18 protein-coding genes are annotated in these 21,802 nt (G+C 71.4%); 8 read left to right on the plus strand and 10 right to left on the minus strand.

The genetic code is table 11. The features are described from left to right. Positions 1-359: 359 nt before the first annotated feature. From RPQ07_RS24205 to RPQ07_RS24240, 8 genes are all read right to left on the minus strand, one after another. Positions 360-1,349, minus strand: a complete 990-nt coding sequence (locus RPQ07_RS24205; RefSeq protein WP_313946276.1) for an N-acetylglucosamine kinase — start codon at positions 1,347-1,349, stop codon at positions 360-362. Continuing rightward, the gene (locus tag RPQ07_RS24210; protein ID WP_313946277.1) at positions 1,340-2,647 is read right to left on the minus strand and encodes a 6-phospho-beta-glucosidase; all 1,308 of its coding nucleotides are present in this window, start codon (positions 2,645-2,647) and stop codon (positions 1,340-1,342) included. Before RPQ07_RS24210 ends, RPQ07_RS24205 begins: the two co-directional genes overlap by 10 nt. Positions 2,648-2,653: 6 nt before the next feature. Next, on the minus strand, positions 2,654-3,565 hold the full coding sequence (locus RPQ07_RS24215) for a carbohydrate ABC transporter permease (protein WP_313946278.1): 912 nt from the start codon (positions 3,563-3,565) through the stop codon (positions 2,654-2,656). Continuing rightward, the gene (locus tag RPQ07_RS24220; protein WP_313946279.1) at positions 3,565-4,512 is read right to left on the minus strand and encodes a sugar ABC transporter permease; all 948 of its coding nucleotides are present in this window, start codon (positions 4,510-4,512) and stop codon (positions 3,565-3,567) included. Before RPQ07_RS24220 ends, RPQ07_RS24215 begins: the two co-directional genes overlap by 1 nt. A 1-nt stretch (position 4,513) precedes the next feature. Continuing rightward, positions 4,514-5,851, minus strand: a complete 1,338-nt coding sequence (locus RPQ07_RS24225; protein WP_313946280.1) for an ABC transporter substrate-binding protein — start codon at positions 5,849-5,851, stop codon at positions 4,514-4,516. Positions 5,852-5,911: 60 nt separating this feature from the next. Next, positions 5,912-7,114: an ROK family transcriptional regulator gene (locus RPQ07_RS24230; protein ID WP_313946281.1), complete on the minus strand. Its 1,203-nt coding sequence runs from the start codon at positions 7,112-7,114 to the stop codon at positions 5,912-5,914. Positions 7,115-7,317: 203 nt separating this feature from the next. Then, on the minus strand, positions 7,318-9,081 hold the full coding sequence (locus tag RPQ07_RS24235; protein WP_313946282.1) for a D-glucuronyl C5-epimerase family protein: 1,764 nt from the start codon (positions 9,079-9,081) through the stop codon (positions 7,318-7,320). A gap of 324 nt (positions 9,082-9,405) precedes the next feature. After that, on the minus strand, positions 9,406-10,464 hold the full coding sequence (locus RPQ07_RS24240; protein WP_313946283.1) for a mechanosensitive ion channel family protein: 1,059 nt from the start codon (positions 10,462-10,464) through the stop codon (positions 9,406-9,408). Positions 10,465-10,739: 275 nt separating this feature from the next. Here RPQ07_RS24240 and RPQ07_RS24245 point away from each other — a divergent pair, with 275 nt between their 5' ends. After that, positions 10,740-11,276, plus strand: coding sequence for an HNH endonuclease (locus RPQ07_RS24245; protein WP_313946284.1), 537 nt, complete (start codon positions 10,740-10,742; stop codon positions 11,274-11,276). Between the two features lie 191 nt (positions 11,277-11,467). Here RPQ07_RS24245 and RPQ07_RS24250 read toward each other — a convergent pair whose 3' ends face one another. After that, positions 11,468-14,404 (minus strand): beta-N-acetylglucosaminidase domain-containing protein, encoded by a 2,937-nt coding sequence (locus tag RPQ07_RS24250; protein WP_313946285.1) that lies wholly within the window; start codon positions 14,402-14,404, stop codon positions 11,468-11,470. A 240-nt stretch (positions 14,405-14,644) separates the two neighbouring features. Here RPQ07_RS24250 and RPQ07_RS24255 point away from each other — a divergent pair, with 240 nt between their 5' ends. The 6 genes from RPQ07_RS24255 (at position 14,645) to RPQ07_RS24280 (ending at position 20,056) form a co-directional block, all read left to right on the plus strand. Then, the gene (locus tag RPQ07_RS24255) at positions 14,645-14,839 is read left to right on the plus strand and encodes a hypothetical protein (RefSeq protein ID WP_313946286.1); all 195 of its coding nucleotides are present in this window, start codon (positions 14,645-14,647) and stop codon (positions 14,837-14,839) included. After that, on the plus strand, positions 14,840-17,014 hold the full coding sequence (gene malQ, locus RPQ07_RS24260; protein ID WP_313946287.1) for a 4-alpha-glucanotransferase: 2,175 nt from the start codon (positions 14,840-14,842) through the stop codon (positions 17,012-17,014). It abuts the gene before it with no gap. Positions 17,015-17,035: 21 nt separating this feature from the next. Then, positions 17,036-17,266: a hypothetical protein gene (locus RPQ07_RS24265; protein WP_313946288.1), complete on the plus strand. Its 231-nt coding sequence runs from the start codon at positions 17,036-17,038 to the stop codon at positions 17,264-17,266. Between the two features lie 220 nt (positions 17,267-17,486). Beyond that, positions 17,487-18,419, plus strand: coding sequence for a DMT family transporter (locus RPQ07_RS24270; RefSeq protein WP_313946289.1), 933 nt, complete (start codon positions 17,487-17,489; stop codon positions 18,417-18,419). Positions 18,420-18,524: 105 nt separating this feature from the next. Further along, the gene (locus RPQ07_RS24275; RefSeq protein ID WP_313946290.1) at positions 18,525-19,145 is read left to right on the plus strand and encodes a dihydrofolate reductase family protein; all 621 of its coding nucleotides are present in this window, start codon (positions 18,525-18,527) and stop codon (positions 19,143-19,145) included. Beyond that, entirely contained in the window at positions 19,142-20,056 is a 915-nt protein-coding gene (locus RPQ07_RS24280) for a LysR family transcriptional regulator (RefSeq protein WP_313946291.1), read from the plus strand. Before RPQ07_RS24275 ends, RPQ07_RS24280 begins: the two co-directional genes overlap by 4 nt. A 21-nt stretch (positions 20,057-20,077) precedes the next feature. Here RPQ07_RS24280 and RPQ07_RS24285 read toward each other — a convergent pair whose 3' ends face one another. After that, positions 20,078-20,707 (minus strand): NAD(P)H-dependent oxidoreductase, encoded by a 630-nt coding sequence (locus RPQ07_RS24285; RefSeq protein WP_313946292.1) that lies wholly within the window; start codon positions 20,705-20,707, stop codon positions 20,078-20,080. A gap of 139 nt (positions 20,708-20,846) precedes the next feature. On the opposite strand from RPQ07_RS24285, the gene RPQ07_RS24290 reads away from it, so the two are divergent. Next, positions 20,847-21,695 carry a helix-turn-helix transcriptional regulator gene (locus RPQ07_RS24290; RefSeq protein WP_313946293.1) on the plus strand — a complete coding sequence of 283 codons (849 nt, stop codon included), beginning with the start codon at positions 20,847-20,849 and terminating at the stop codon, positions 21,693-21,695. The last annotated feature ends 107 nt before the right edge of the window (positions 21,696-21,802 follow it).

The following is a 21,802-nucleotide window of genomic DNA, read 5'->3' on the forward strand; positions in this document are numbered from 1 at the left end:
GACGTCGGCCCGCCCCCCGGCGGGTTGAGGGGATGTCCCCCTGGCCAGCAGTATGGCCGCAGTGACTGACAATCACAGCAGGATTGACTGGATCTTGTTCCTTCACAGCCGTACGGTGTCCGACTTCTCCTCATGAATACGCCTCACGACCTTGATCGGTTCCCACCGAGCGGGCCTGCCGGCCTCCGGAAACGCGACGTCGCCCGTCCCCTCGGACAGGTGCCGGAGGGGACGGGCGACGGACCGTCACAGGGCGGGCGACGCGTCCTGTGACAGGAGGGGAGAGGGTCCCGTGACGGGACGGCCGCGCGCCCTGTGACGGAAGGGGCGGACGTGGTCAGCCGAGAGGCGGCACCCGGTCAGTCCCGGCCGTAGTGCGCGCGCAGCCGTGCGTGGGCCTCGGGCGGTGCACCCGTGTGGTCGAGACCCAAGAGCGCCGCTCCCAGCACCGGCGGCGCGGTCACCCAGTCGACCACCGCCTTGGGCGCTTTCGCCGCCAGCAACAGGCGGATGTGCTCGTCCAGTTGGGGATGCCGGGCCGCGAGAACACTGCCGCCCAGCAGCACCGGCACCTCCTCGTCGAGCAGATCGAGCCGGGCCAGGGCCACGGTCGACATGGCGACGACCTCCTCCGCCAGCCGGTGCACCAGCGAGCGGGCCACCGGGTCGCCCTCGGCGCCGGTCGCGAACAGCACCGGCGTCAGCTCGTGTTTGCGCACCGAGGTGATGTGCCCGAGGTGCAGCGACTCGATCAGCGCGTACATGGACCCGAGACCGAAGTGGGCGGGCAGCGCGGTGGCGAGGGCCGTCGGCTCGCCGCGGCCGTCCTCCGCCCGCGCCGCGTACCAGAGCGCCTCCTCCGCGAGTCCCCCTCCGCCGCCCCAGTCGCCGGAGATCTTGCCGATCGCCGGGAAGCGGGCGGTCCGTCCGTCGGGCAGCATGCCCACGCAGTTGATGCCCGCGCCGCACACCACGGCCACGCCGCGCGGTTCGTCCACGCCCGCCCGCAGGATCGCGAAGGTGTCGTTGCGCACCTCGGTCGTACGGCCCCACCCGCGGGCGTGCAGGGCGTCGGTCAACTCCCGTTCCTCCACGGGAAGATCGGCGTTGGCGAGACACGCCGACACATGGTCGACGGGTCCGGCAGGCGCCCCGCCCGCGCCGGCGGCCGCCAGTACCTCGCCGACCGTCGTGGCGAGCGCGTCGAGCGCCGCCCCGATGCCGACCTTCGGCGGCTGGAAGCCCCCTCCCCGGGCGGACGCGAGCACCGAGCCGTCGGCGCCCACGAGCGCGACGTCGGTCTTGCTGTTGCCCGCGTCGATGGCGAGGACTGAAGCGGTCACGCCCACGCCAGGTGCTCCCGGTTGTGAGCGATCAGCTTGTCGGTGAGCGCCTCGGCGTACTCGAACTGGCCGATCAGCGGATGCGACAGCAGCGCCTTGAAGACCCGGTCGCGGCCCCCGCGCAGGGCGGCCTCCAGCGCCAGGTCCTCGTACGCCGTCACATGGGAGATCAGCCCGGCGAACAGCGGGTCGACCTCGGGCACCGCGAGCGGGGTCGCGCCCTGGGTGCCGACCGCGGCCTGCACCTCGATCACGGCGTCGTCGGGCAGGAAGGGCAGCGTGCCCCCGTTGAGGGTGTTGACCACCTGGTACGGACTGCCGGTTCCGCCCAGCAGGGAGGCCGCGAGATCCACGGCCGCCTCCGAGTAGAACGCCCCGCCGCGCTTGGCGAGCAGCTCCGGCTTGGTGTCGAGCGAGGGGTCGCCGTACATCCGCAGCAGCTGCTTCTCCATCTCCGCGACCTCGGCCGCGCGGGACGGCTTGGTGCCGAGCTCCCGGACGACCTCGTCGTGCGCGTAGAAGTAACGCAGGTAGTAGGAGGGGACGACACCGAGCCGGTCGAGGACCTCGCGCGGGAGCCGCAGATCGTCGGCGAGTTCGTCGCCGTGCTCCGCCAGCACCTTGGGCAGCAGGTCCGCTCCCTCGGGACCGCCGATGTGCACACCGGTCTCCCACGTCAGGTGGTTGAGGCCCACATGACGCAGATGGACATCGGCGGGGGAGACGTCGAGGAACTTCGCGAATCTGCGCTGGAAGCCGATGGCGACGTTGCACAGCCCGACGGCCTTGTGACCGGCCTGGAGCAGCGCCCTGGTCACGATGCCCACCGGGTTGGTGAAGTCGATGATCCAGGCGTCCGGATTCGTCCGCCGTACCCGCTCGGCGATGTCGAGGACGACCGGGACCGTGCGCAGCGCCTTGGCGAGACCGCCGGCGCCCGTCGTCTCCTGGCCGACGCAGCCGCACTCCAGCGGCCACGTCTCGTCCTGGTTGCGGGCAGCCTGGCCGCCGACGCGCAGTTGCAGCAGGACGGCGTCGGCGTCAGCCACCCCGGCGTCCAGGTCCGAGGTGGTGACGATCTTGCCGTCGTGGCCCTGTTTGGCGAAGATCCGCCGCGCCAGCCCGCCGACCAGCTCCAGACGCTCCTCGGAGGGGTCGATGAGGACCAGTTCGCCGATCGGGAGGGTGTCCCGCAGCCGCGCGAAGCCGTCGATCAGCTCGGGGGTGTAGGTGGATCCGCCACCCACCACTGCGATCTTCGTCGGCCCGGTGTTCGGGGGCTCTCCCCCGATGGAACGCAGCATGTGTCTCTAGCCCTTCACTCCGGTCAGTGTGACGCCCTCGACGAACGCCTTTTGGGCGAAGAAGAAGACGACGATCACAGGGGCCATGACCAGCACGGTCGCGGCCATGGTCAGGTTCCAGTCCGTCTGGTGCGCGCCCTTGAAGGACTCCAGGCCGTAACTGAGGGTCCACGCGGCGGGGTTCTCCGAGGCGTAGATCTGCGGCCCGAAGTAGTCGTTCCAGCAGTAGAAGAAGTGGAACAGCGCCGATGCCGCGATGCCCGGCTTCGCCATCGGCACCACGACCTTCAGCAGGGTCCGCAGTTCCCCGCAGCCGTCGATCCGGGCCGCCTCGGTGTACTCCCGCGGAATCGTCAGCAGGAACTGGCGCAGCAGGAAGATCGTGAACGCGTTGCCGAAGGCGAAGGGGATGATCAACGGCCACAGCGTGCCGGCCAGGTCCATCTGCCGCGCCCAGAACAGATACATGGGGACGATGACCACCTGCGGCGGCAGCATCATCGCCGCGATGACCAGCATCATCATCAGATTCCGGCCCCGGAAGCGGAACTTGGCGAGCGCGTAGGCCACCGGCAGGCTGCTGCCGACCGCGAGGACGGTGCCGAGCCCGGCATACAGCAGCGTGTTGCGCCACCAGGTCAGAAAGCCCGGGGTGTTCCAGACGTCGGCGAAGTTGCCCCACTCCCAGGTGTTCGGCCACAGGTCGCGGGTGAGCGCCTGGTCGTCGCTCATCACGGCGGTCAGGAACACGAACACGAAGGGCAGCAGGAAGAACAGCGACGCGGCGATCGCGAGGGAGTGGACGCCGATCCACTCCAGGGCGGCCCGTCGCCGGGCCGTCCGACGGGCCTCGGTGGCGGCCGTCCCCGGCGCGGTGACCCGGGGATTCTCCAGGGGGGCGAGTGTCGTACGAGTCATCAGTCCTCCGCCGACATGAAGCCACTGCGGCGGCGCATCAGGAACGCCGTGAACACCATGGCGAGTGCGAACAGGACCAGGGCCACGACACAGGCGGCGCCGGTGTCGAAGCGCTGGAACCCGAGGTTGTAGACGACCTGCGGAACGGTCAGCGTGCTCTTCTCCGGATAGCCGGGTTCGAACTGCTGGCCCGATCCGCCGATCACCCCGCTCGCGACCTTCGCCGCCACCAGGGGTTCGGTGTAGTACTGCATGGTCGCGATCACTCCGGTGACCACGGCGAAGAGCACGATCGGCGAGATGCTCGGCAGGGTGACGAAGCGGAACCGCTGCCAGGCGCCGGCGCCGTCCAGTTCGGCCGCCTCGTACTGCTCCTTCGGCACATCGAGGAGCGAGGCCATGAAGATGACCATCAGGTCGCCGATGCCCCACAGCGCGAGGATGGTCAGCGAAGGCTTCGACCAGGCCGCGTCGTTGAACCACTGCGGGGGGTCGAGGCCCACCTTCTCCAGGATGGTGTTGGTCGGGCCGGTGCCGGGGTTGAGCAGGAAGACGAACGCCATGGTCGCGGCGACCGGCGGCGCCAGGTACGGGAGATAGAACAGGGTGCGGAAGACGCCCGCGCCCGTCTTGATCTTGGTGATCAGCAGTCCGATGCCGAGTCCGAAGAGCACCCGCAGCGACACCATCACCAGGACCAGCCACAGGGTGTTGCGCAGCGCCGGCCAGAAGAACGGGTTGTCCTGGAAGACGTACGCCCAGTTCTTGAGGCCCACCCAGGTGGGCGCGGTGAACCCGTCGTACTTCATGAACGAGAAGTAGACGGTCGAGACGAGCGGGTAGAGGAAGAAGACGCAGAGGCCGATCAGCCAGGGGGAGAGGAAGCCGAGGGTGCGAAGCGCCGAGCGGCGGCGCTTCGCCCTCAGTCCCGGCGGGACAGTGCTCATCTCAGCCGGCCTGCTCGTTGTCCTTGTCGACCTGCGCGTCGTTCTTCTTCAGCAGCGCGTCCAGGTCCTTCTGCTTGCCCTGCTCGTAGGAGATGCCGAAGTCCTGGAGTGTCAGCAGGAACGCACCGCCGTTGACCGACGAGGGCGCGTGGGAGGACTTCGGGTGCTGGGCGATGTCGACGAACGTGCGGTACAGCGGGTCGTTGTTCAGCTTCGGCGACTTGAGCGCCGCGACCGTGGAGGGCACGTTGTGGATGGCGTTGGCGAAGGAGACCACCGCGTCCGTGTCGGTGGAGAGGTACTTCACCAGCTCCCAGGCGGCGTTCTTCTTGTCGCTGTTGTTGGCGATGCCGAGGATGGTGCCCGACAGATAACCCTTGCCGTAGTCGGCGACCTGGGCGTCCGGGACCGGGAAGGGGGCCGCGCCGATCTCGAAACCGAGCTCGGCGTCGGTGGCCATCTTGCCGCGCCACTCACCGTCCAGCTGCATGGCGACCTGGCCGGTGTGGAAGGGGTGCTTCGGGCCCCACTCGTCGCCGACGGCGGTACGGAACTTGTTGATCTTCGCGTAGCCGCCGAGGTCGTCGAGCAGCTTCTTCTGCCAGGTGAACATCGCCTTCACGGCCGGGTCCTTCGCCGTGTTGGACTTGCCGTTCTCGTCCAGGTACGTGATACCGAACTGGGAGCCGTAGTGCTCCACCGTGGTCTCGTACGCCTGATAGCTCGGGTTGAAGCCGAGGCGCTCGATGGTGTCGCCCTTGGTCTTGGTGAGCTTCTTCGCCACCGCGGAGAACTCGGACAGCGTCTTCGGCGGGGCCGTGATCCCGGCCTCCTTGAACGCGTCCTTGTTGTAGTAGAGGCCGTACGCGTCGCCGAGCAGCGGCACCGTGCAGCGCTTGCCGTCGTGCTCGGTGTACTTGGCCATCTGCGGCAGGAAGGTCGTGGCGGGGTCGATCTTCGCCTTGTCCAGGAAGGGCTTCAGGTCCGCGAGGGCGTTGGAGGTGCAGAAACGCCCGACGTTGTCGGTGGTGAAGGACGACACGACGTCCGGGCCCTGCGAACCGCCGCCGCGCAGCGCCTGATTGATCTTGTCGTCGGTGATGCCCTTGACGATCTTGACGTTGATGTTGGGGTGCGCGTTCTCGAAGGTCCTGATGTTGGCCTCGATCGCCTTGACCTCGCTGGGGGCGCTCCAGCCGTGCCAGAAGGTGAGCGTGGTCTTCGCTTTCGGATCGTCGCTCGCGCCCGCGTCGGCCGACCCCGTACAGGCGGAGGTGAGCAGGGCTATCGAGGCGGTCGCGGCCAGCGCGACGGCCGAGGTGCGGCGGCTTCTGGGCATGGCTGTGTCTCCCTGGGAGCGGGGTCTTGGGGGCTGGAGCGTTGCGTGGGGTCTCTGGATTCAGCGAGAGGTGTCGAAGACTTCGTCGCGGGTGGTGGCGAGGGCGCTCTCCAACGCCCCGCGCAGGACCGGGTGTTCACGAACGGAGCCGAGGACGAGTCGGGGGCGGGATGCGGCGAGTTCGGCGAGTTCCGCCTGGACGCGGGCTCGCAGCGGCTCCCCGCCGGCGGTGATCACGTCGCCGGACAGGACGACGAGTTCGGGGTCGAGTACGGCGACCATGGAGGCGAGACCGGTGGCGAGTCCGGTCGCGTACGCGTCCAGCAGCAGCCGGTACGGGCCGGAGTCGGCCTCGGCCGCCCGGGCCACCAGCGCGGTCGCCACCTCCGTGTAGTGGCCGTGGCCGACACCCTCGACGCCGAGGTCACGGGCCAGCCGCGGCAGCGCCTGGGCACCGGCCAGCTCCTGGAAGCCGCCGCTGTTGGCCTTGGTCACCTGGCGCACCAGCGGGGTGCCGGGGACCGGGAGGAAGCCGACCTCACCGGCGCCGCCGGTGAAACCGCGGTGCAGCCGGCCGCCGATGACGAGGGAGGCGCCGAGGCCCTCCTCGTTCCACAGCAGCACGAAGTTCTCATGACCGTGGGCGACGCCCAGACGCTGCTCGGCGACGGCGACGAGGTTGACGTCGTTCTCGTACTCGACGGGCATCGGCAGCACCGCGGCCAGCTCGTCGAGCAGGGTGGGGGAGTGCCAGCCAGGCAGGTGCGAGGCGTACCGCAGCCGTCCGGTCGACGGGTCGAAGGCGCCGGGGGTGGCGATGACGATGCGGTGGATGTCGGCGCGGGTCAGCCCGGCGGCCTTCACGGCTCCGTCGAGCGCCTCGGTGACCTGCTTGACGACGCTGTCGGCGCGGCGGCCGGGGGTCGGCAGTTCGAACTCGCCGACGGTGGTCCCGGTGATGTCGGCGACCGCGGCGCGGATCCGCAGCGGGGTGACATCGAGTCCGGCGGCGAACGCGGCACCCGCATGGACCGCGTACAGCTGGGCGTTGGGGCCGGGCCGCCCCTCCGTGGTGCCGGTGGCGACCACCAGACCGGCGGACTCCAGCCGTGCCAGCAACTGCGATGCGGTGGGCTTGGAGAGGCCCGTCAGCTTCCCTATCTTGGTGCGCGAGAGCGGACCGTGCTCCAGCAGCAGGTCGAGCGCGGCCCGGTCGTTCATGGCGCGCAGTACGCGCGGTGTACCGGGTGTGGTTCCGGCCACGACGGATGCACCTGCCCTTCGGCTGCGATGTCCTCGACTGCACTGTTAGGAAAGTTTCCTATTCAGTGGGAGGAAAGTAAGCCGCATGTCGGGCGGGCGTCAATGGCCGACGCTCGCGAGGCAACCAAAGCGTTACCTGGACGGCGCCGGACGGGGGCATGCGAACGGGCCCCCGCCGTTCGGCAGGGGCCCGTTCGCCGGGGTCATCGTCCGTCGGTGAGAACCTGGGCGACAGGCGCCCAGTAGCCGGCGAGACCGCCGGCGGTGATCCGGACCATCGGCCGGCCGTTCACGACCGCCCGGCGGTCGAACGGCGCGTTGGACGGCTTGGTGAACTTCACCGTCTTCATCGTGCCGGTGGTCCCGTTCGTACCGAACTTGACGCAGGTGACCTCGACGTTCGCGGGGAAGGTCGCGGTGCGCAGCGGTCGGTAGGTGGTCGAGACGTACTCGCCGCGCAGGAAGACCTTCGGGTAGGCCTCGCCGATCCACCAGCCCGCGTAGGCACCGGCGTTGATGCGGTAGTAGATGCCGCGGCCCTGGATGCGGCGGCGGACGTTCACCGGCGCCTGGGTGGCCTTGGCGAAGGTCACCTTCTTGGTGGCGAGCTGCTTGTCGGCCTTCGACGCGGACCAGCCGAAGCTCTTGTCGGCGCCGAGGGTGTCCAGCTGGTAGAGCGTGTGCGTGCCCGCCGCGAAGGCGGCGACGGCCCCGGCCTTGAGGATGTACGCCGGGAAGTCGTCGATGAGCTGGTCGTGCTGGTGCGCGATGCTCGGGCTGCCGGTCTGCCAGTGGAGCTGGCGGAGCAGATTGATGTGGTGCTGGTGGTACGTGGGCGACGGTATGCGGTGCGTGTTGCAGTAGTACGAGTACCAGCGGGTGTTGCGCAGCCGCGGGAAGTGGGCGCGCATGGTGGTCAGCGACCCGTCGTACAGCTTCTCCGCCAGCGGGTTGCCGGTCGCCTGGAAGTAGTCCCAGAGGCCGAACATGGCGAAGATCATGCCGTTGTAGGTGTAGTCCGAGACGCCCGGGGCGTCCATCGGATACTCCTGTATCCAGAGGTAGCCGTTCTCGTCCTTGTTGACGGCCCACGGCTTGCCGTCGTCGGCGCGCAGCAGCGAGGCGAAGGCGCCGTCGGCGGCCGCCTTGTAGAGCGTCCGCTCCTGCTCGGTGACCCCGTCGAGCTGGGCGAGCTGAGTGAAGAGGCTGATCGCCTCACCCTGCGCCATGCCGGAGTACCAGGGGGCGCGGTAGGTGATCCCGCTGTGGGCCGCGTGCGCGAAGTTGAAGGGGTACGGGAAGTACCAGGCGCCACGGGCCTCGACGCGCTTCTCGATCAGCCGGCCGGCCTGCGCCTTGGCGCGCTTGAGGAACAGGGCCTTGCGGGCGGGGTCCCGCTCGACGCGGTAGCTGGTGATGCAGCCGAGGCCGAACTGGATCTGGGTGACGGGCTGGTCGTAGCCGGCGGCCGTCTTGCTCGGGCGGTACTGGATGACGCCCTTGGAGTCGAGGTACGTGTGTTCGTTGTCCGGAGAAACGTTTGCCCAGGTGGTGGGACGGTCACGCCAGGGCCTGAGGGCCTCGGGCAGATCGGTCACGCAGCGGAAGCCGTCGGCCTTGAACTCGAACGGCAGGACCGTGGGGACGTTGTCCCGCGCGGTCCGCGGCTCCACGGGCTTGTCGGCGTACGGGATCGACGTCCGGGCGCCCGGCCGCGAGATGGTGCCCTCGGCCAGCTGATCGGGCAGCGGCGGCAGCGGCGGCTCGGTGCTGCCCGGCGACGTGGGCAGGCTCAGCGCCAGCGAGCGCGGCATCCCCTGCAGCGGATCCGTCGGAGAGGGCTCGAAGACCCCGGTGGCCATCGCGGTGAACGTGCCGCCCCCGGCGACGGCGGCACCGGCGACGGTGCCTCCGGCCACACGGATGAAGCGTCGGCGACCGATGTCCGCGCGTCTCTTTCCGGCCATGACTGGTGGACCCCCCACAGATATGACGCATGACCCCCCACGGGTAACACGCGTAAGCAAGTGCGGGCATCCTACGGGGTGCGTGTAGTAGATGTGACGAATGCGTTCGTCATGTGACCGCGGGGTGAAGGCGCGTCCGGCCTGGCAGGGAGCGGGCGGGGCGCACTGGGCGTGAGCGGTCCGTGTACGAACGCTCGTAGTGGTGAGCGGCCGACGAACGCGAAACGGGCACCCCGGCCGATATGGCCCGGATGCCCGTTCGCGTGGTGCCTCGTCGTCAGTGCTTGCGGCAGGTCCGCCGTCGTGACCTGCGCCGACCCGTTTCTACTTCGAGATGTTCGCCGGCGGCGCGATCGGCGAGGCCGCGAGCGACTGCGGCGACGTCGGGCTCGCCAGGGCCGACGGGGCTGCCATCGAGGCCGACGGGTCCGGGACGGACTCCTCGGCGACCTGCGGGAGGCCGCCGACGATACGGATGCCCGCCGCGTCGAACGCGTGCTTGATCCGCCAGCGCAGCTCTCGCTCCACCCCGAGCGCCTTGCCCGGCATCGTCTTCGCCGAGACCCGGACGGTCATCGACTCCAGCAGCACCTCGGTCAGGCCCAGCACCTGCACCGGGCCCCACAGCTGCTCGTTCCACGGCTCGGCCTTCGCCAGGTCGTCCGCGACCTCGCCGATCACCGCGTTCACCCGGTCCAGCTTCTCCGTCGGGCGGACCGTCACGTCGACCACCGAGGTCGCCCAGCCCTGGCTGAGGTTGCCGATCCGCTTGATCTCGCCGTTGCGGACGTACCAGATCTCGCCGTCGTCACCGCGGAGCTTGGTCACCCGCAGGCCCACCTCTATGACCTCGCCGGAGGCGACGCCCGCGTCGATCGAGTCCCCGACGCCGTACTGGTCCTCCATGATCATGAAGACACCGGAGAGGAAGTCGGTCACGAGATTGCGTGCGCCGAAACCGATCGCGACACCCGCGACACCCGCCGAGGCCAGCAGCGGCGCCAGATCGATCTTGAAGGCGCCGAGGATCATCAGACCCGCTGTGCCGAGAATCACGAAGGACGAGACCGACCGGAGCACCGAACCGATGGCCTCCGAGCGCTGCCGGCGGCGCTCGGCGTTGACCAGGAGACCGCCCAGGGCGGTGCCCTCCACGGCCTGCGCGGACCGGTTCATCCGCGCTATCAGCCGCGTCAGGGCGCGGCGCAGGAGCATCCGCAGCACCAGCGCGACGACGATGATCAGGGCGATGCGCAGGCCCGTGTTCAGCCAGGTGGACCAGTTCTGCTCCACCCAGCCTGCGGCGTCTCCGGCCTGCTTGGCGGCCTCGTCGAGCGAGACCGGCTCGGTCGACGGATCGGCTGCCCAGGGGACAGATGACAAGAACGCGGTCACGAGGGAAGCCTCCAGGCATTGCGGACGACGGCCCAACCACACTAACGGGGCATGGCGTGTGCTCCGTTGCCATGTTCGAGGGAGAGACGAGGCTCACCTGGGGATGAAACCCGGGGAGAAGGGCGTCGTATCCCATGTGGTCGAAAACACCTCGAGCCCGTTACCACTACGTGGTGGCGCTCGGAGCAGGCATGAGGAGAGACTGAAGAGCAGATCGTCCCGGCGCGAGCCACGCGCCGCCGGCGTACAAGGAGGCATCCACCGTGCCGCACGTCCTGGTCCTCAACGCGTCGTACGAGCCGCTCGGCGTCGTACCGCTCCGCCGCGCGCTCATCCTCGTCCTGGAGAACAAGGCTCTCTGCCTCGAGGAGTCCGGCGCCTTCATGCACAGTGCCACCCGTGTCATCGCCGCACCCAGCGTCGTCCGGCTGAAGCGGTTCGTACGGGTTCCCTACCGGGGGCCTGTTCCTCTCACCCGCAAAGCACTGTTCGCCCGTGACGGCGGGCGCTGCATGTACTGCGGTGGCGTCGCAACCAGCGTCGACCATGTCGTTCCGCGCAGCCGTGGCGGACAGCACGTCTGGGACAACGTGGTGGCGGCCTGCCGCCGCTGCAACCACGTCAAGGCCGACCGGCACCTGCGGGAACTGGGGTGGCGCCTGCGCCATCAACCCGCGCCGCCGAGCGGACTCGCCTGGCGGATCATCGGGACCGGACATAGGGACCCGCGCTGGCTGCCATACCTGCAGCCGTACGGCGCGGACGACGCGATGGCCCGGATCGACGGCATCCCTGCCTGAGGACCAGGCCTTTTTTGTGCCCCGGTCCGCCCCCAGGGGCGGCCGAAGCGTGTGACGGCGGTCCGCCCCACGGGGCACGGAAGCGCGTGACGGCGGTCGGTGCCGTACGGCCGCCCGTCCCTCGCGCCCTCGCGCGCCCCCGCACCGCGGCGGCGGGCGGAAGCTGCTCCGCCGAAGCTGTTCCGCGGAAGCTATTCCGCGACCGCGTAGGCCTCCACCGACCACAGCGAGTAGCCGTACTGCGTGGCCCGCGCCTCGCCCTGGACCCGGACGAAGCGGGTGTCGCGCGCGTCCATGCGGACCGACTCGCGTCCGCCCCCGCCGTCCTGGACCGTCGCCGCGGTGCGCCAGGTGCGGCCGTCCGCCGAGACCTGGATGCGGTACTTCTTCGCGTACGCGTCCTGCCAGTGCAGCACCACCTGGCCGACGCGGGCCGGGCGGGCGAGCTCCAGCTGCCACCAGGCGCCGTCCTCGGCGGGGGAGGACCAGCGGGTCTTCGCATCGCCGTCGACCGCGGCCGGGGCCGGGAAGTCGGGCGTCTCGTCGCCCGACGAGGACGCGGCGGCGCCGCTCTCCCGCGCCAGGTCCGGACCTCCGGTGCGCGGATAGGCGCGCACCGTCAGCGTGCGCTCCTGGCCGCCGAAGGAGAGCGGCACCCGGTACTCACCGGCCGGCGTGCCCGCCGGGACGGACACCTCGACGGGCACGGTCGTGCGCAGGCCGCGCGGGACCGTCGTCTCCTTCGGCACCGTCACCTTGATCCCGGCCGGGGCCTTGGCGGTGAGCGTGCCGCGCACCTCGCCCGGCCGCTGCGGGGTCAGCCGGACTCCGGCCCGCTGCGGACCGCCGCCGATCTCCGCGTCGGTCTCGTCGCGCACCAGGTCGAGTCCGGCGGGCGGCTCGTCGGCGAACCACGGCACCAGGGACCGCACGGCCACGGGCTCGGCGCCGTCCGGGACGACGCGCACCGCGTCCGCCCGCAGGCCCTTCGCGTCGGCCTGGGTCCAGCCGCTCGGCGAGAGGGCGGCGAGCGGGCGCCAGCCCTGGCCGGGGACGTGTGCCTCCAGCCGGCCGGGCGCGGTGCCCGGTGTGGTCATCGCGGTGACCGCGCCCACCGGACGGGCCCGGCCGAGGTGGACGGTGTCCTCGCCGGCGGTGCCGGCGACACGGTCCGCGCCCGTCCAGGCCGCCGACTCCTTCACGGCCCGGTCCACGAACGGCTTCAGCACACCCTTGCCGACAGTGACCTGCCCGGCCGCCAGCTCCTTGCGCAGCGGCTCCAGGTCCAGCGAGGCGCGCCAGGCGGTGACGCCGTCGCCGCGGGACTGCGCCTGGAGCATGTCGACCGAGAGCTCACCGGCCCGTCCGTAGCGCGACAACTGCTCCAGCCACGGCCGCACTTCGTCGTCCAGCAGCCCGTCCGCGGGGCGCTTCAGGCGCTCGGGCGCCTCCCGCATCACGGTGAAGGCGGCGCGCAGCCCGGCGGCCGCGCGGTCCCGGGCGGCGGCGTCCGTGCCGGTACGCGTGCGCCAGAAGTCGTTCAGAAGCGGCTGGAGGTAGCCGGACTCGGTGGGGCTGAGGATGGACGAGGAGTGATTGCCCGCCAGGGCGGTGAGCGCCTCGCGGGTCTTCGTGTCGCCGCCCGCGAGGTCGTTTATCGCGGCCCTCCAGGACTCCTGCGGCCGGTACCCCTTCGGGTTCCAGGCGTAGTCCGCGGCGGTGAACAGCGGGATGCGGGAGGCGGACGCCTGCTCCATCGCGTTGGCCAGCAGGGCGACGGAGCCGGTCGCCACCGCGGGCTCCCGGCCGGTGTAGGGGCCGAGGAAGATCCGGTCCTGCGCGTAGTCGTTGACCGGGTAGTTGTCCATGGTGACGAGCGGGTGCTTGAACGCCTCGCGCGCGCCGGTCAGTTCCTGTCCTGTGATGGTGCGCGGCACGACGCCGACACCCGTCCAGGCCACCTGGACGCGGCTGTCGAGCTTCTCGGCCAGTGCCCGCCGGTAATCGGTGGCGCCGTCCTGGTAGAACTCCGTCGGCATCAGCGACAGGGGTGCGGCGTCCGGGTGCCGATCCGCCAGATGCCGGGCCACGGCGCCGGCCACCCGGGCCTGCGCGTGCGCCGCCGCCTCCGGGCCCGAGCCGAAGGCGTCCGCGTCCGCACCGCAGTGCCACTCGCTGTAGCTGACGTCCTGGAACTGGAGCTGGAACGCCCGCACACCCAGCGCCCACATGGCGTCGATCTTGCGGGTCAGCGCCTTGATGTCGCCGTCCTTGGCCATGCACATCTCCTGCCCGGGCGCGACGGCCCAGGCGAGGGTGATGTGGTTGCGCCGCGCCCGCTCGGCCAGTTCGCGGAACTCGGCGCGCTGGGCCGCCGGGTAGGGGTCGCGCCAGCGCGCCTGCCGGAACAGGTCGTCGCCCGGGGCGTAGAGGTACCGGTTCTGCTTGGTGCGACCCATGAAGTCGATCTGGGCGAGCCGCCGGCGGTGGCTCCACGGCTGCCCGTAGAAGCCCTCCGTCATCCCGCGCACCGCCGTGCCCGGCCAGTCGCGTACGACGACTCCCGCGACGGTCCTGCCCGCCGCCGCACCGCCCCGGCGTTCGGTGATCAGCTGCCGCAGCGTCTGGACGCCGTGGAACAGACCGTCCTCGCCGATGCCGTCGAGCGCGACCGTGTCACGGCCCTGGACGGTGCCGACGGCGATCCGGTAGCCGCCCGCGGGCAGATCGGTGCGTTCGGGCGAGCGCAGGGCGCGCAGGGCGTCCTGGGCGCCTGTCCCGCCGACGCGCACGACCGGGCCGCGGCCCGGTGCCGTGGTGTAGAGGGTGCGCACGCCCGCGTCGCGCAGCAGTTGCTGCGCGAGCTCCACGGCATGGGGATCCGCGCCTTCGCCGGCGATGACCGTCGCCTCGTCGCCGAGCGGTATCGCGGGCCCGGCGGCCGCCATCCGCTGCGGACGCGGCCACACGGCGGGCAGCGCGGACTCGCCCTCGGGGTCCTTGGCCGTACGGACGGGGGTGCCGGGGTCGCCCGGCGCGGCGACCGCGCCCTGCGCACCCCCGAGGAGACCTCCGATGACGGCGACGGCGACAGCCGTGGCCGTACGCCTGCTGCGCGCGAGCCGCACGCCGGTCTCCCCTCGTCCCCTTGCCGTACCGGTCGGTTCGAGCCCACCACCACCGCACGGAGGGTGTCAATGCGCACGGCCGTTGTGCACCATTTGCCGGGCGGTATGGGTGGTGTGATCCAACTGGGGCCGCCGGAACGGGATGTGACAGGAAACACGAGGAGGGCCTCGACACGTCTGCCGTCGCGCCCGCTGGGTAGGGCTCGTGTGACCCGTTACCGTCAGTTTGGAGTGACCGTCGTGGCCGCATCCGCTCATCTGCTGCTTTCCGCCCTGTCCAAACAGGTCCCGGGCCCCGGCCCGCTGACCAGTGAACCCCCGCTGCCCGACGTAGCCCCCCTGACCAGCGAACCCCCGCTCGCCGACATCACGCCCCTCACCAGCGAGCCGACCGCCGCCCGGACCGCCGGCGGCACGGAGTCCCCAGGAGTCTGAATGGGCCTTGCCCGGCTCGCCGCGCTGCACGGAGTCGCCACCGACCACACGCCCTCCGAGGGTGTGACCGTCCCCGTTCCCGAGACCACGGTCGTCGCCGTCCTCGCCGCGCTCGGCGTCGACGCGTCCGGCGACGCGGCCGTCCGGGACGCGCTGGACCATGCCGAATCCGTCGCCGCGAGCCGGCTGCTGCCCCCGACCGTGGTCCTGTGGCGCGAGGACACCGCGCCCTTCTCCCTGCCGCGCGCGCTCGCCGAGCTGCCCGCGGGCACGGCCCTGCGCATCGACATCGAGGACGCCGCTGACGACGAGCCGGCCGTCGAGTGGCTGACCGGGCGCGCGGAGGACGGAGCAGCGCCCGCCGGTATGGCCGAGGGCACTGCCGGACAGGCCGAGGCCGTCGCCCCGTCCTGGGCGGAACTGCCCTGCGGTGTACACCAGTTGCGGGCCGAGGCGCCCGACGGCCGCACCGCCCGCAGCGCGCTCGTCGTCGCGCCCGCCGCCGTGCCGCAGCCCGACGGCCGTTCCCACGGCTTCCTGGTCCAGCTCTACTCCCTGCTCTCCGACCGGTCCTGGGGGATGGGCGACCTCGGGGACCTGGCCGAGCTCGCCACCTGGTCCGGGCGCGCGCTCGGCGCCGGCTTCGTGCAGGTCAACCCGTTGCACGCGGCCGTGCCCGGAGCACCCACGGACCCCTCGCCGTACCGGCCCTCGTCCCGCCGCTTCCCCGACCCCGTCCATCTGCGCATCGAGAACATCCCCGAGTACGGATACGTGGACGAGCGCGCCCGGGAACGGCTGGGCGAGCTGCGCGAGAAGGCCGCCGGTCTGCGCACCGCCGTACTCCAGAAGGGCGCGTTGATCGACCGGGACGCGGTGTGGGAGCTGAAGCGCGAGGCCCTGGACCTGGTGCAGCGTGTGCCGCTCGGGCCCGGCCGCCGCGCCGCCTACTGGGACTTCCTGTCCGCCCAGGGCCGCGCGCTGGAGGACCACGCCACCTGGTGCGCCCTCGCCGAGGTGCACGGCTCGGACTGGCACACCTGGCCCGAGGAGCTCAAGGACCCCCGCTCGGCGGAGACCGCCCGTGCCCGGCACGAGCTGATGGACCGGGTCGACTTCCACTGCCGGCTCGCCTGGCTCACCGACCAGCAACTGGCCGCGGCGGGACAGGCGGCCCGCGAGGCGGGCATGGGCGTCGGCATCGTCCACGACCTGGCCGTCGGCGTGCATCCGGGCGGCGCGGACGCCTGGGCCCAGCGCGACGCCTTCGCCGCCGGGATGTCGGTCGGCGCACCGCCGGACGCCTTCAACGCACGCGGCCAGGACTGGGGTCTGCCACCGTGGCGGCCCGACGTGCTCGCCGCCTCCGGATACGCCCCGTACCGCGGTCTGCTGCGGGGTCTGCTGAAGAACGCCGGTGCCCTGCGCATCGACCATGTCATGGGCCTGTTCCGGCTCTGGTGGGTCCCCGAGGGCAGTCCGCCCACCGAGGGCACCTACGTCCGCTACGACGCCGAGGCGATGCTGGCCGTTCTCGTGCTGGAGGCCCACCGCGCCGGGGCCGTGGTCATAGGGGAGGACCTCGGCACCGTCGAGCCGGGCGTCCGGGAGGCCCTCACCCGCCGCGGTGTGCTGGGCACTTCCGTGCTCTGGTTCGAACGGGACTGGTCGCGCACCGGCCGCCCGCTGCCGCCCGAACAGTGGCGCGAGGGCTGTGTGGCCACCGCGACGACGCACGATCTGCCGTCCACCGCGGCCCGGCTGACCGGTGAGCACGTGGAGCTGCGCCACCGGCTCGGGCTGCTCACCCGTCCTCTGGAGCAGGAGCGTACTCAGGAGCTGGCGGACGTCGGCGAATGGCTCGCGCTGCTCAGCGGTCTCGGCCTGCTGCCCGAGGGCACGAGCGACGAGGAGGGGCAGATCCGCGCGGTCTACCGCTTCCTGCTGCGGACACCCGCCCGGATGGTCGGGGTCTGGCTGCCCGACGCGGTGGGGGACCGGCGTCCGCAGAATCTGCCCGGCACCTGGGACGAGTACCCGAACTGGCGGCTGCCGGTCGCGGACGCCGAGGGCCACCCGATGACGCTGGAGGAGCTGGCCGCCTCACCCCGGCTGCATGCGCTGATGGAGGTCTTCGGTCCCCGTACGGCACCCCCGGACGCGCGCCCGGCTTAGGCGTTCGCTACTTTTGGCACCGTGGACAAGAAGAACGCTTTGCGCGCCGGCGCCGTCGCGGCCGGTACGACGCTGATGATGCTGCTCCTGTCGTCGCCCGCGGTCGCCTCGATGCGTGACGACGGCGACGACCCGGGCCCGGGCCTGAGTGTGGCCGAGACGCTGGGTCTGTTCGTCGCCGCGCCGGTGGGCATCTTCCTGCTGATCGTGGGCCTGGTGATGGTGCTCGACAAGTCCAGGAAGCAGACCTGACCGCGAGGTAGCTGCACCGACATTCTCCGGGGCGCCCCCGGGGTGCGCACGCACCCCTGGGGCGCCCTTGTCGTGCCCGGACGTGTCTCGTTCCTCGGATCGTTCAGTTTTCCTTCAAGGAATGATCGAAAGTTTTCGATGGACCTAAGCGTTCCGTCGCTGCGACGGTGGCTCACGTAACCCCAGTCGACCCCTTCGGGGGAGAGGTGCGTGACAGCCGATGACAGTCCTCGACCATGACCACGTCCGCAGCAGCGGGACGACGCCGGCGGAAAGGGTGCGACGGGCCTCCGGGCTCGGGCTCCTGCTCGCCGCCGTCGCGACGGTCGTCTGGTCGGGGAGCTTCGTCACCTCGCGGGCCCTCCACGAGACGGTTCCCCCGGTGCAGGCCGCCTTCTGGCGCTGGGTGGTGGCGATCGTCGCCGTGGCGCCGTTCGCGGCACGCGAGACCTGGCGGCAACGGGCCCTGATCCGCCGCCACTTCGGCCGGATCACCCTCGCCGCGCTCCTCGGCGTCACGGTCTACAACACGCTCGTCAACCAGGCCGGCGTGACCACGACCGCCGGGAACATGGGCATGATCATGGCCGCGTCGCCCGTCGTGATGGCGGTGTACGAACGCGTCGGCGGCCGGCGGCTCGGGCCGCGCCGGGTGGCCGGAATGACGGTCGCCCTGCTGGGTGTCCTGCTGCTCGTCGGCGACGGGTCCCCGATTCCGTCCTTCGGCACCGGTGACCTGTGGATGTTCGGAGCCGCGCTCAGCTTCGCCTCGTACAGCGCCCTGCTGCGACGGCGGCCCGCCGAGATCGGCGGACCGGCCTTCCTGTTCACGACCTTCGTCCTCGGCGCGCTGATGCTGGCCCCGGCGTACGGCGTCAGCCTCGCCGTCCAGGGCGGGTTCGCCGTGACGGCGGGCACCGCGGGGCCGCTGGTGTATGTCGGGGTCTTCTCCTCCGCGATCGCCTTTTTCGCATGGAACAAGGCGATCGCCCTCATCGGCGCGGCCCGCGCGGGAATCGTCTACTACCTCCAGCCCGTGTGCGTGGCGGCTCTTTCCCTCGTCCTGCTCGACGAGCCGACGGGGCCGCTGCAACTGCTGTGCATGGCCCTGATCCTCGGCGGGGTGGCGCTGGGGTCGAGCAGGGGCCGGTGAGGCTGCGGGAAAAGGGCCTTGCGGTGACCACTACAGATGAAGCACTATGGATGTCGTGGTCAGGGGATCTGGCCGCCCCTCGTTCCCCGACGAACAGGACCCGGTGTGCGCAAGCTCGTGTACTACATCGCCTCCTCCGTCGACGGCTTCATCGCGGACCCCGCAGGCGACGGCAACATCTATCCGATCAGTGAGGAGTTCACCCGGTACGCGACGACGCAGTACCCCGAGACCCTCCCCACGTACATACGCCGGCTGCTCGGCATCGAGCACGCGGAGAACGTCCGCTTCGACACCTTGCTGATGGGCCGCGGCACCTACCAGCTCGCGCTGGACATGGGCGTGACCAGCCCCTACGCCCATATGCGGCAGTACGTCGTCTCCCGCAGCCTGAAGGCGTCGCCCGACCCGGCGGTGGAGCTGGTCCCCGAGGACCCGGCCGCCGCGGCCCGCGACCTCAAGGCGCAGGACGGCCTGGACATCTACCTCTGCGGTGGCGGAGTCCTCGCGGGGCAGTTGCGCGAAGAGATCGACGAACTGCATGTGAAGACCTACCCCGTGCTGCTCGGTTCCGGTATCCCCATGTTCTCCGCGGACTTCGCCGTGAGCGACCTCGCGGTGACGAGCAGCCGGGTCTTCGACAACGGGATGATCTTCACCACGTACGCGATGAAGCGCCAGTACGGGACAGCCCCCAGCCGCGCCCCGGATACGGTGCGGACATGACCGAGTGGGACATCAGGAAGCTCCGGATCCTCCGCACGCTGGGCGAGCGGGGGACCGTGACGGCCACCGCCGAGGCGCTGCTGATGACCCCCTCGGCCGTCTCGCAGCAGCTCGCCAACCTCGCCAAGCAGCTGGGCGTTCCGCTGCTGGAGGCGCACGGCCGCCGCGTCCGGCTCACCGACGCCGCTCATCTCGTCCTGCGGCACGCGGAGGCCGTCTTCGCCCAACTGGAACGGGCGGAAGCCGAGTTGACCGGTTATCTGCACGGCGAGGTGGGGGAGGTGCGCCTTGCCGCCTTCTCGACGGCCGTGCCCGCACTGGTCGTACCGGCGGTCCAGCGGCTGCGCAGCGACCACCCGGCACTGGAGGTACGCGTCCGCGAGGCGGAGGCAGCGGAGGCCTACGACCTGCTCCTCGCCGGTGAGGTGGACGTGGCCCTGTCGCTGGCCGCGCACGCGCCGACCGCGCGCGACCCGAAGTTCAGCCGCGTCCCGCTGCTCGCCGACCCCCTGGACGTGGCCCTGCCCGCCGGTCACCCGCTGGCCACGGCGCCGGCCCTGCGGCTGGCGGACCTGTCCGGCGAGCCCTGGATCTTCGGCGGCAGCGGGCCCTGGTCCGAGATCACGCTCGCGGCGTGCGAGGCCGCGGGCTTCGTCCCCGAACAGGCGCACTCGGCCGCGGGCTGGACGGCGATCCTCGCGATGGTCGAGGCGGGGATGGGCGTCGCGCTGGTCCCACGGATGGCGACGGCGGAGCGGGACGCGCGGCCGGGCGTGGTGTTGCGGGCACCCACCGCCGACCAGCCGCGGCGGCACGTCGTGGCGGCGGTGCGCAGCGGAGCGGAGGAGGGGCGGGGCGCCGGGAGGGTGCTGGACGCGCTGAGGAGCGTGGCCGCGGGACGGACGCCCTGACGCGCCGGTCCGCCCCAGGTCCTAGAGCTGCGCCGCGAACGGCCTCTCGCGCCGGGCGTCCCGCAGCACCGAGCCCCACCACACCAGCCGGTCCAGCATCACCTTCGCCGCCCCCGCCGGGCCCTCGGGCTCCTTGAGCGTGCCGTCCTGGTCGAAGAGGAGGTAGTAGCGCGGGAAGGACACGACGTCCCGCAGCGTGTGCGCGTGCAGTTCCCCGAAGACCTGGCGCAGCTGTTCCATCGCCAGAATGCCGCCGCTGCCCCCGCTGTAGCCCACGAAGCCGACCGGTTTGGCCTGCCATTGCGTGTAGTGCCAGTCGACGGCCGCCTTCAGGGACGCCGGGAAGCTGCGGTTGTACTCGGGCGTCACCACGACGACCGCGTCCGCCGCCCCCAGCCGCCGTGTCAGGTCCGCCATCCCGTCCGGGCGGGCCATGTCGGGCTCCAGCGCGGGAGGCACGGGCGGCAGTTCCAGCGGCAGCGGCGTATCCGCGAGATCGATCACGTCGACGGTGAACGCGCCGTGCTGCTCGGCCTGTTCGGCGAACCAGCGCGCCACCACCGGTCCGAACCTTCCCTCCCGGACACTGCCGATGATCACCGCGAGTCGCAGAGGCGCTTCGGACGCGAGGTCGGACACGATGTCGGACATGAGGTGCTCCTTGTCGAACGGCCCGGCCGGCCGGGGTGTCCCACCAACCTGCGCTCCGGCGCCCGTGCCAGGAAGACCGGGCCGATGCTGGTAGTGGCAGGGCCACGATCCGGCCGGCCACGGCTGTTACGTTCGAATGGTGAGCGACAACGAGCTCGGCCTGTTCCTGCGGACGCGCCGCGAAGCCGTCACACCCGCCGAGGTGGGCCTGCCGGCCGGCTCCCGCCGCCGTACGCCCGGTCTGCGCCGCTCCGAGGTGGCCACCCTCGCGGGCGTGAGCGTCGAGTACGTGACCCGGCTGGAACAGGGGCGCGACCGCAGGCCGTCCCCGCAGGTGCTGTCCGCGCTCGCCGAGGCGCTGCGGCTCACCCCGGCCGAACGTATGCATCTGCACCGGCTGATCAAGGCGGCGGACGGCGGGTTCACCTGCCGCGGGGACGCGGGACCGAGCAGAACGGTCCGCCCCACCGTCCGCGCCCTGATGGAGCGGCTGGAGCCCGCGCCCGCCGTGCTGCTGAACCGGCTGAGCGACCAGCTCGCCTGGACGGACGGCTACGCCCGTCTCGCCGGACCCGCCGGACTGCTGGACGGCACTCCGCCCAATCTCGCGCGCTTCGTGTTCACCGACGCGCGGGCACGGACGCTCTACCCCGACTGGGACCCGGTCGCGGACGAACTGGTCGCCACGCTCAAGGAGGGCCCGTTCCGCGCGGACCCCCATATCGCCCTCCTCGCGGACGAGTTGGCGCTCACCGCGGGCACCGGCTTCTCGGCGCGGGTGGAGAGCCTCCCGGGTCTGCCGAGGCCGACGGGCGTGACCCGGTGGGCCCACCCCGAGGCGGGTGAACTGCGCCTCGCCCACGAGACGCTGGAGCTGCCGGCCGACGACGACCAGCGCCTGCTGATCCATCTCCCGGCCGACGAGGCCACGGCCACTGCCCTCGACCGCCTCACGGGGCGCCGGCCGGGCGGCCTGCGCGCGGTCTGAGGCGACGGCCGCCCCCAGAGCACGCCGAAGGCCCAGGAACCCGAAGGCCCCGGAGAACGCGAAGGCGCCCGGACCCTGCGGTCCGGGCGCCCGAAGCGCGGCCGTCG

This window comes from Streptomyces sp. AM8-1-1 (assembly GCF_032229325.1).
Lineage (GTDB): Bacteria > Actinomycetota > Actinomycetes > Streptomycetales > Streptomycetaceae > Streptomyces > Streptomyces achmelvichensis.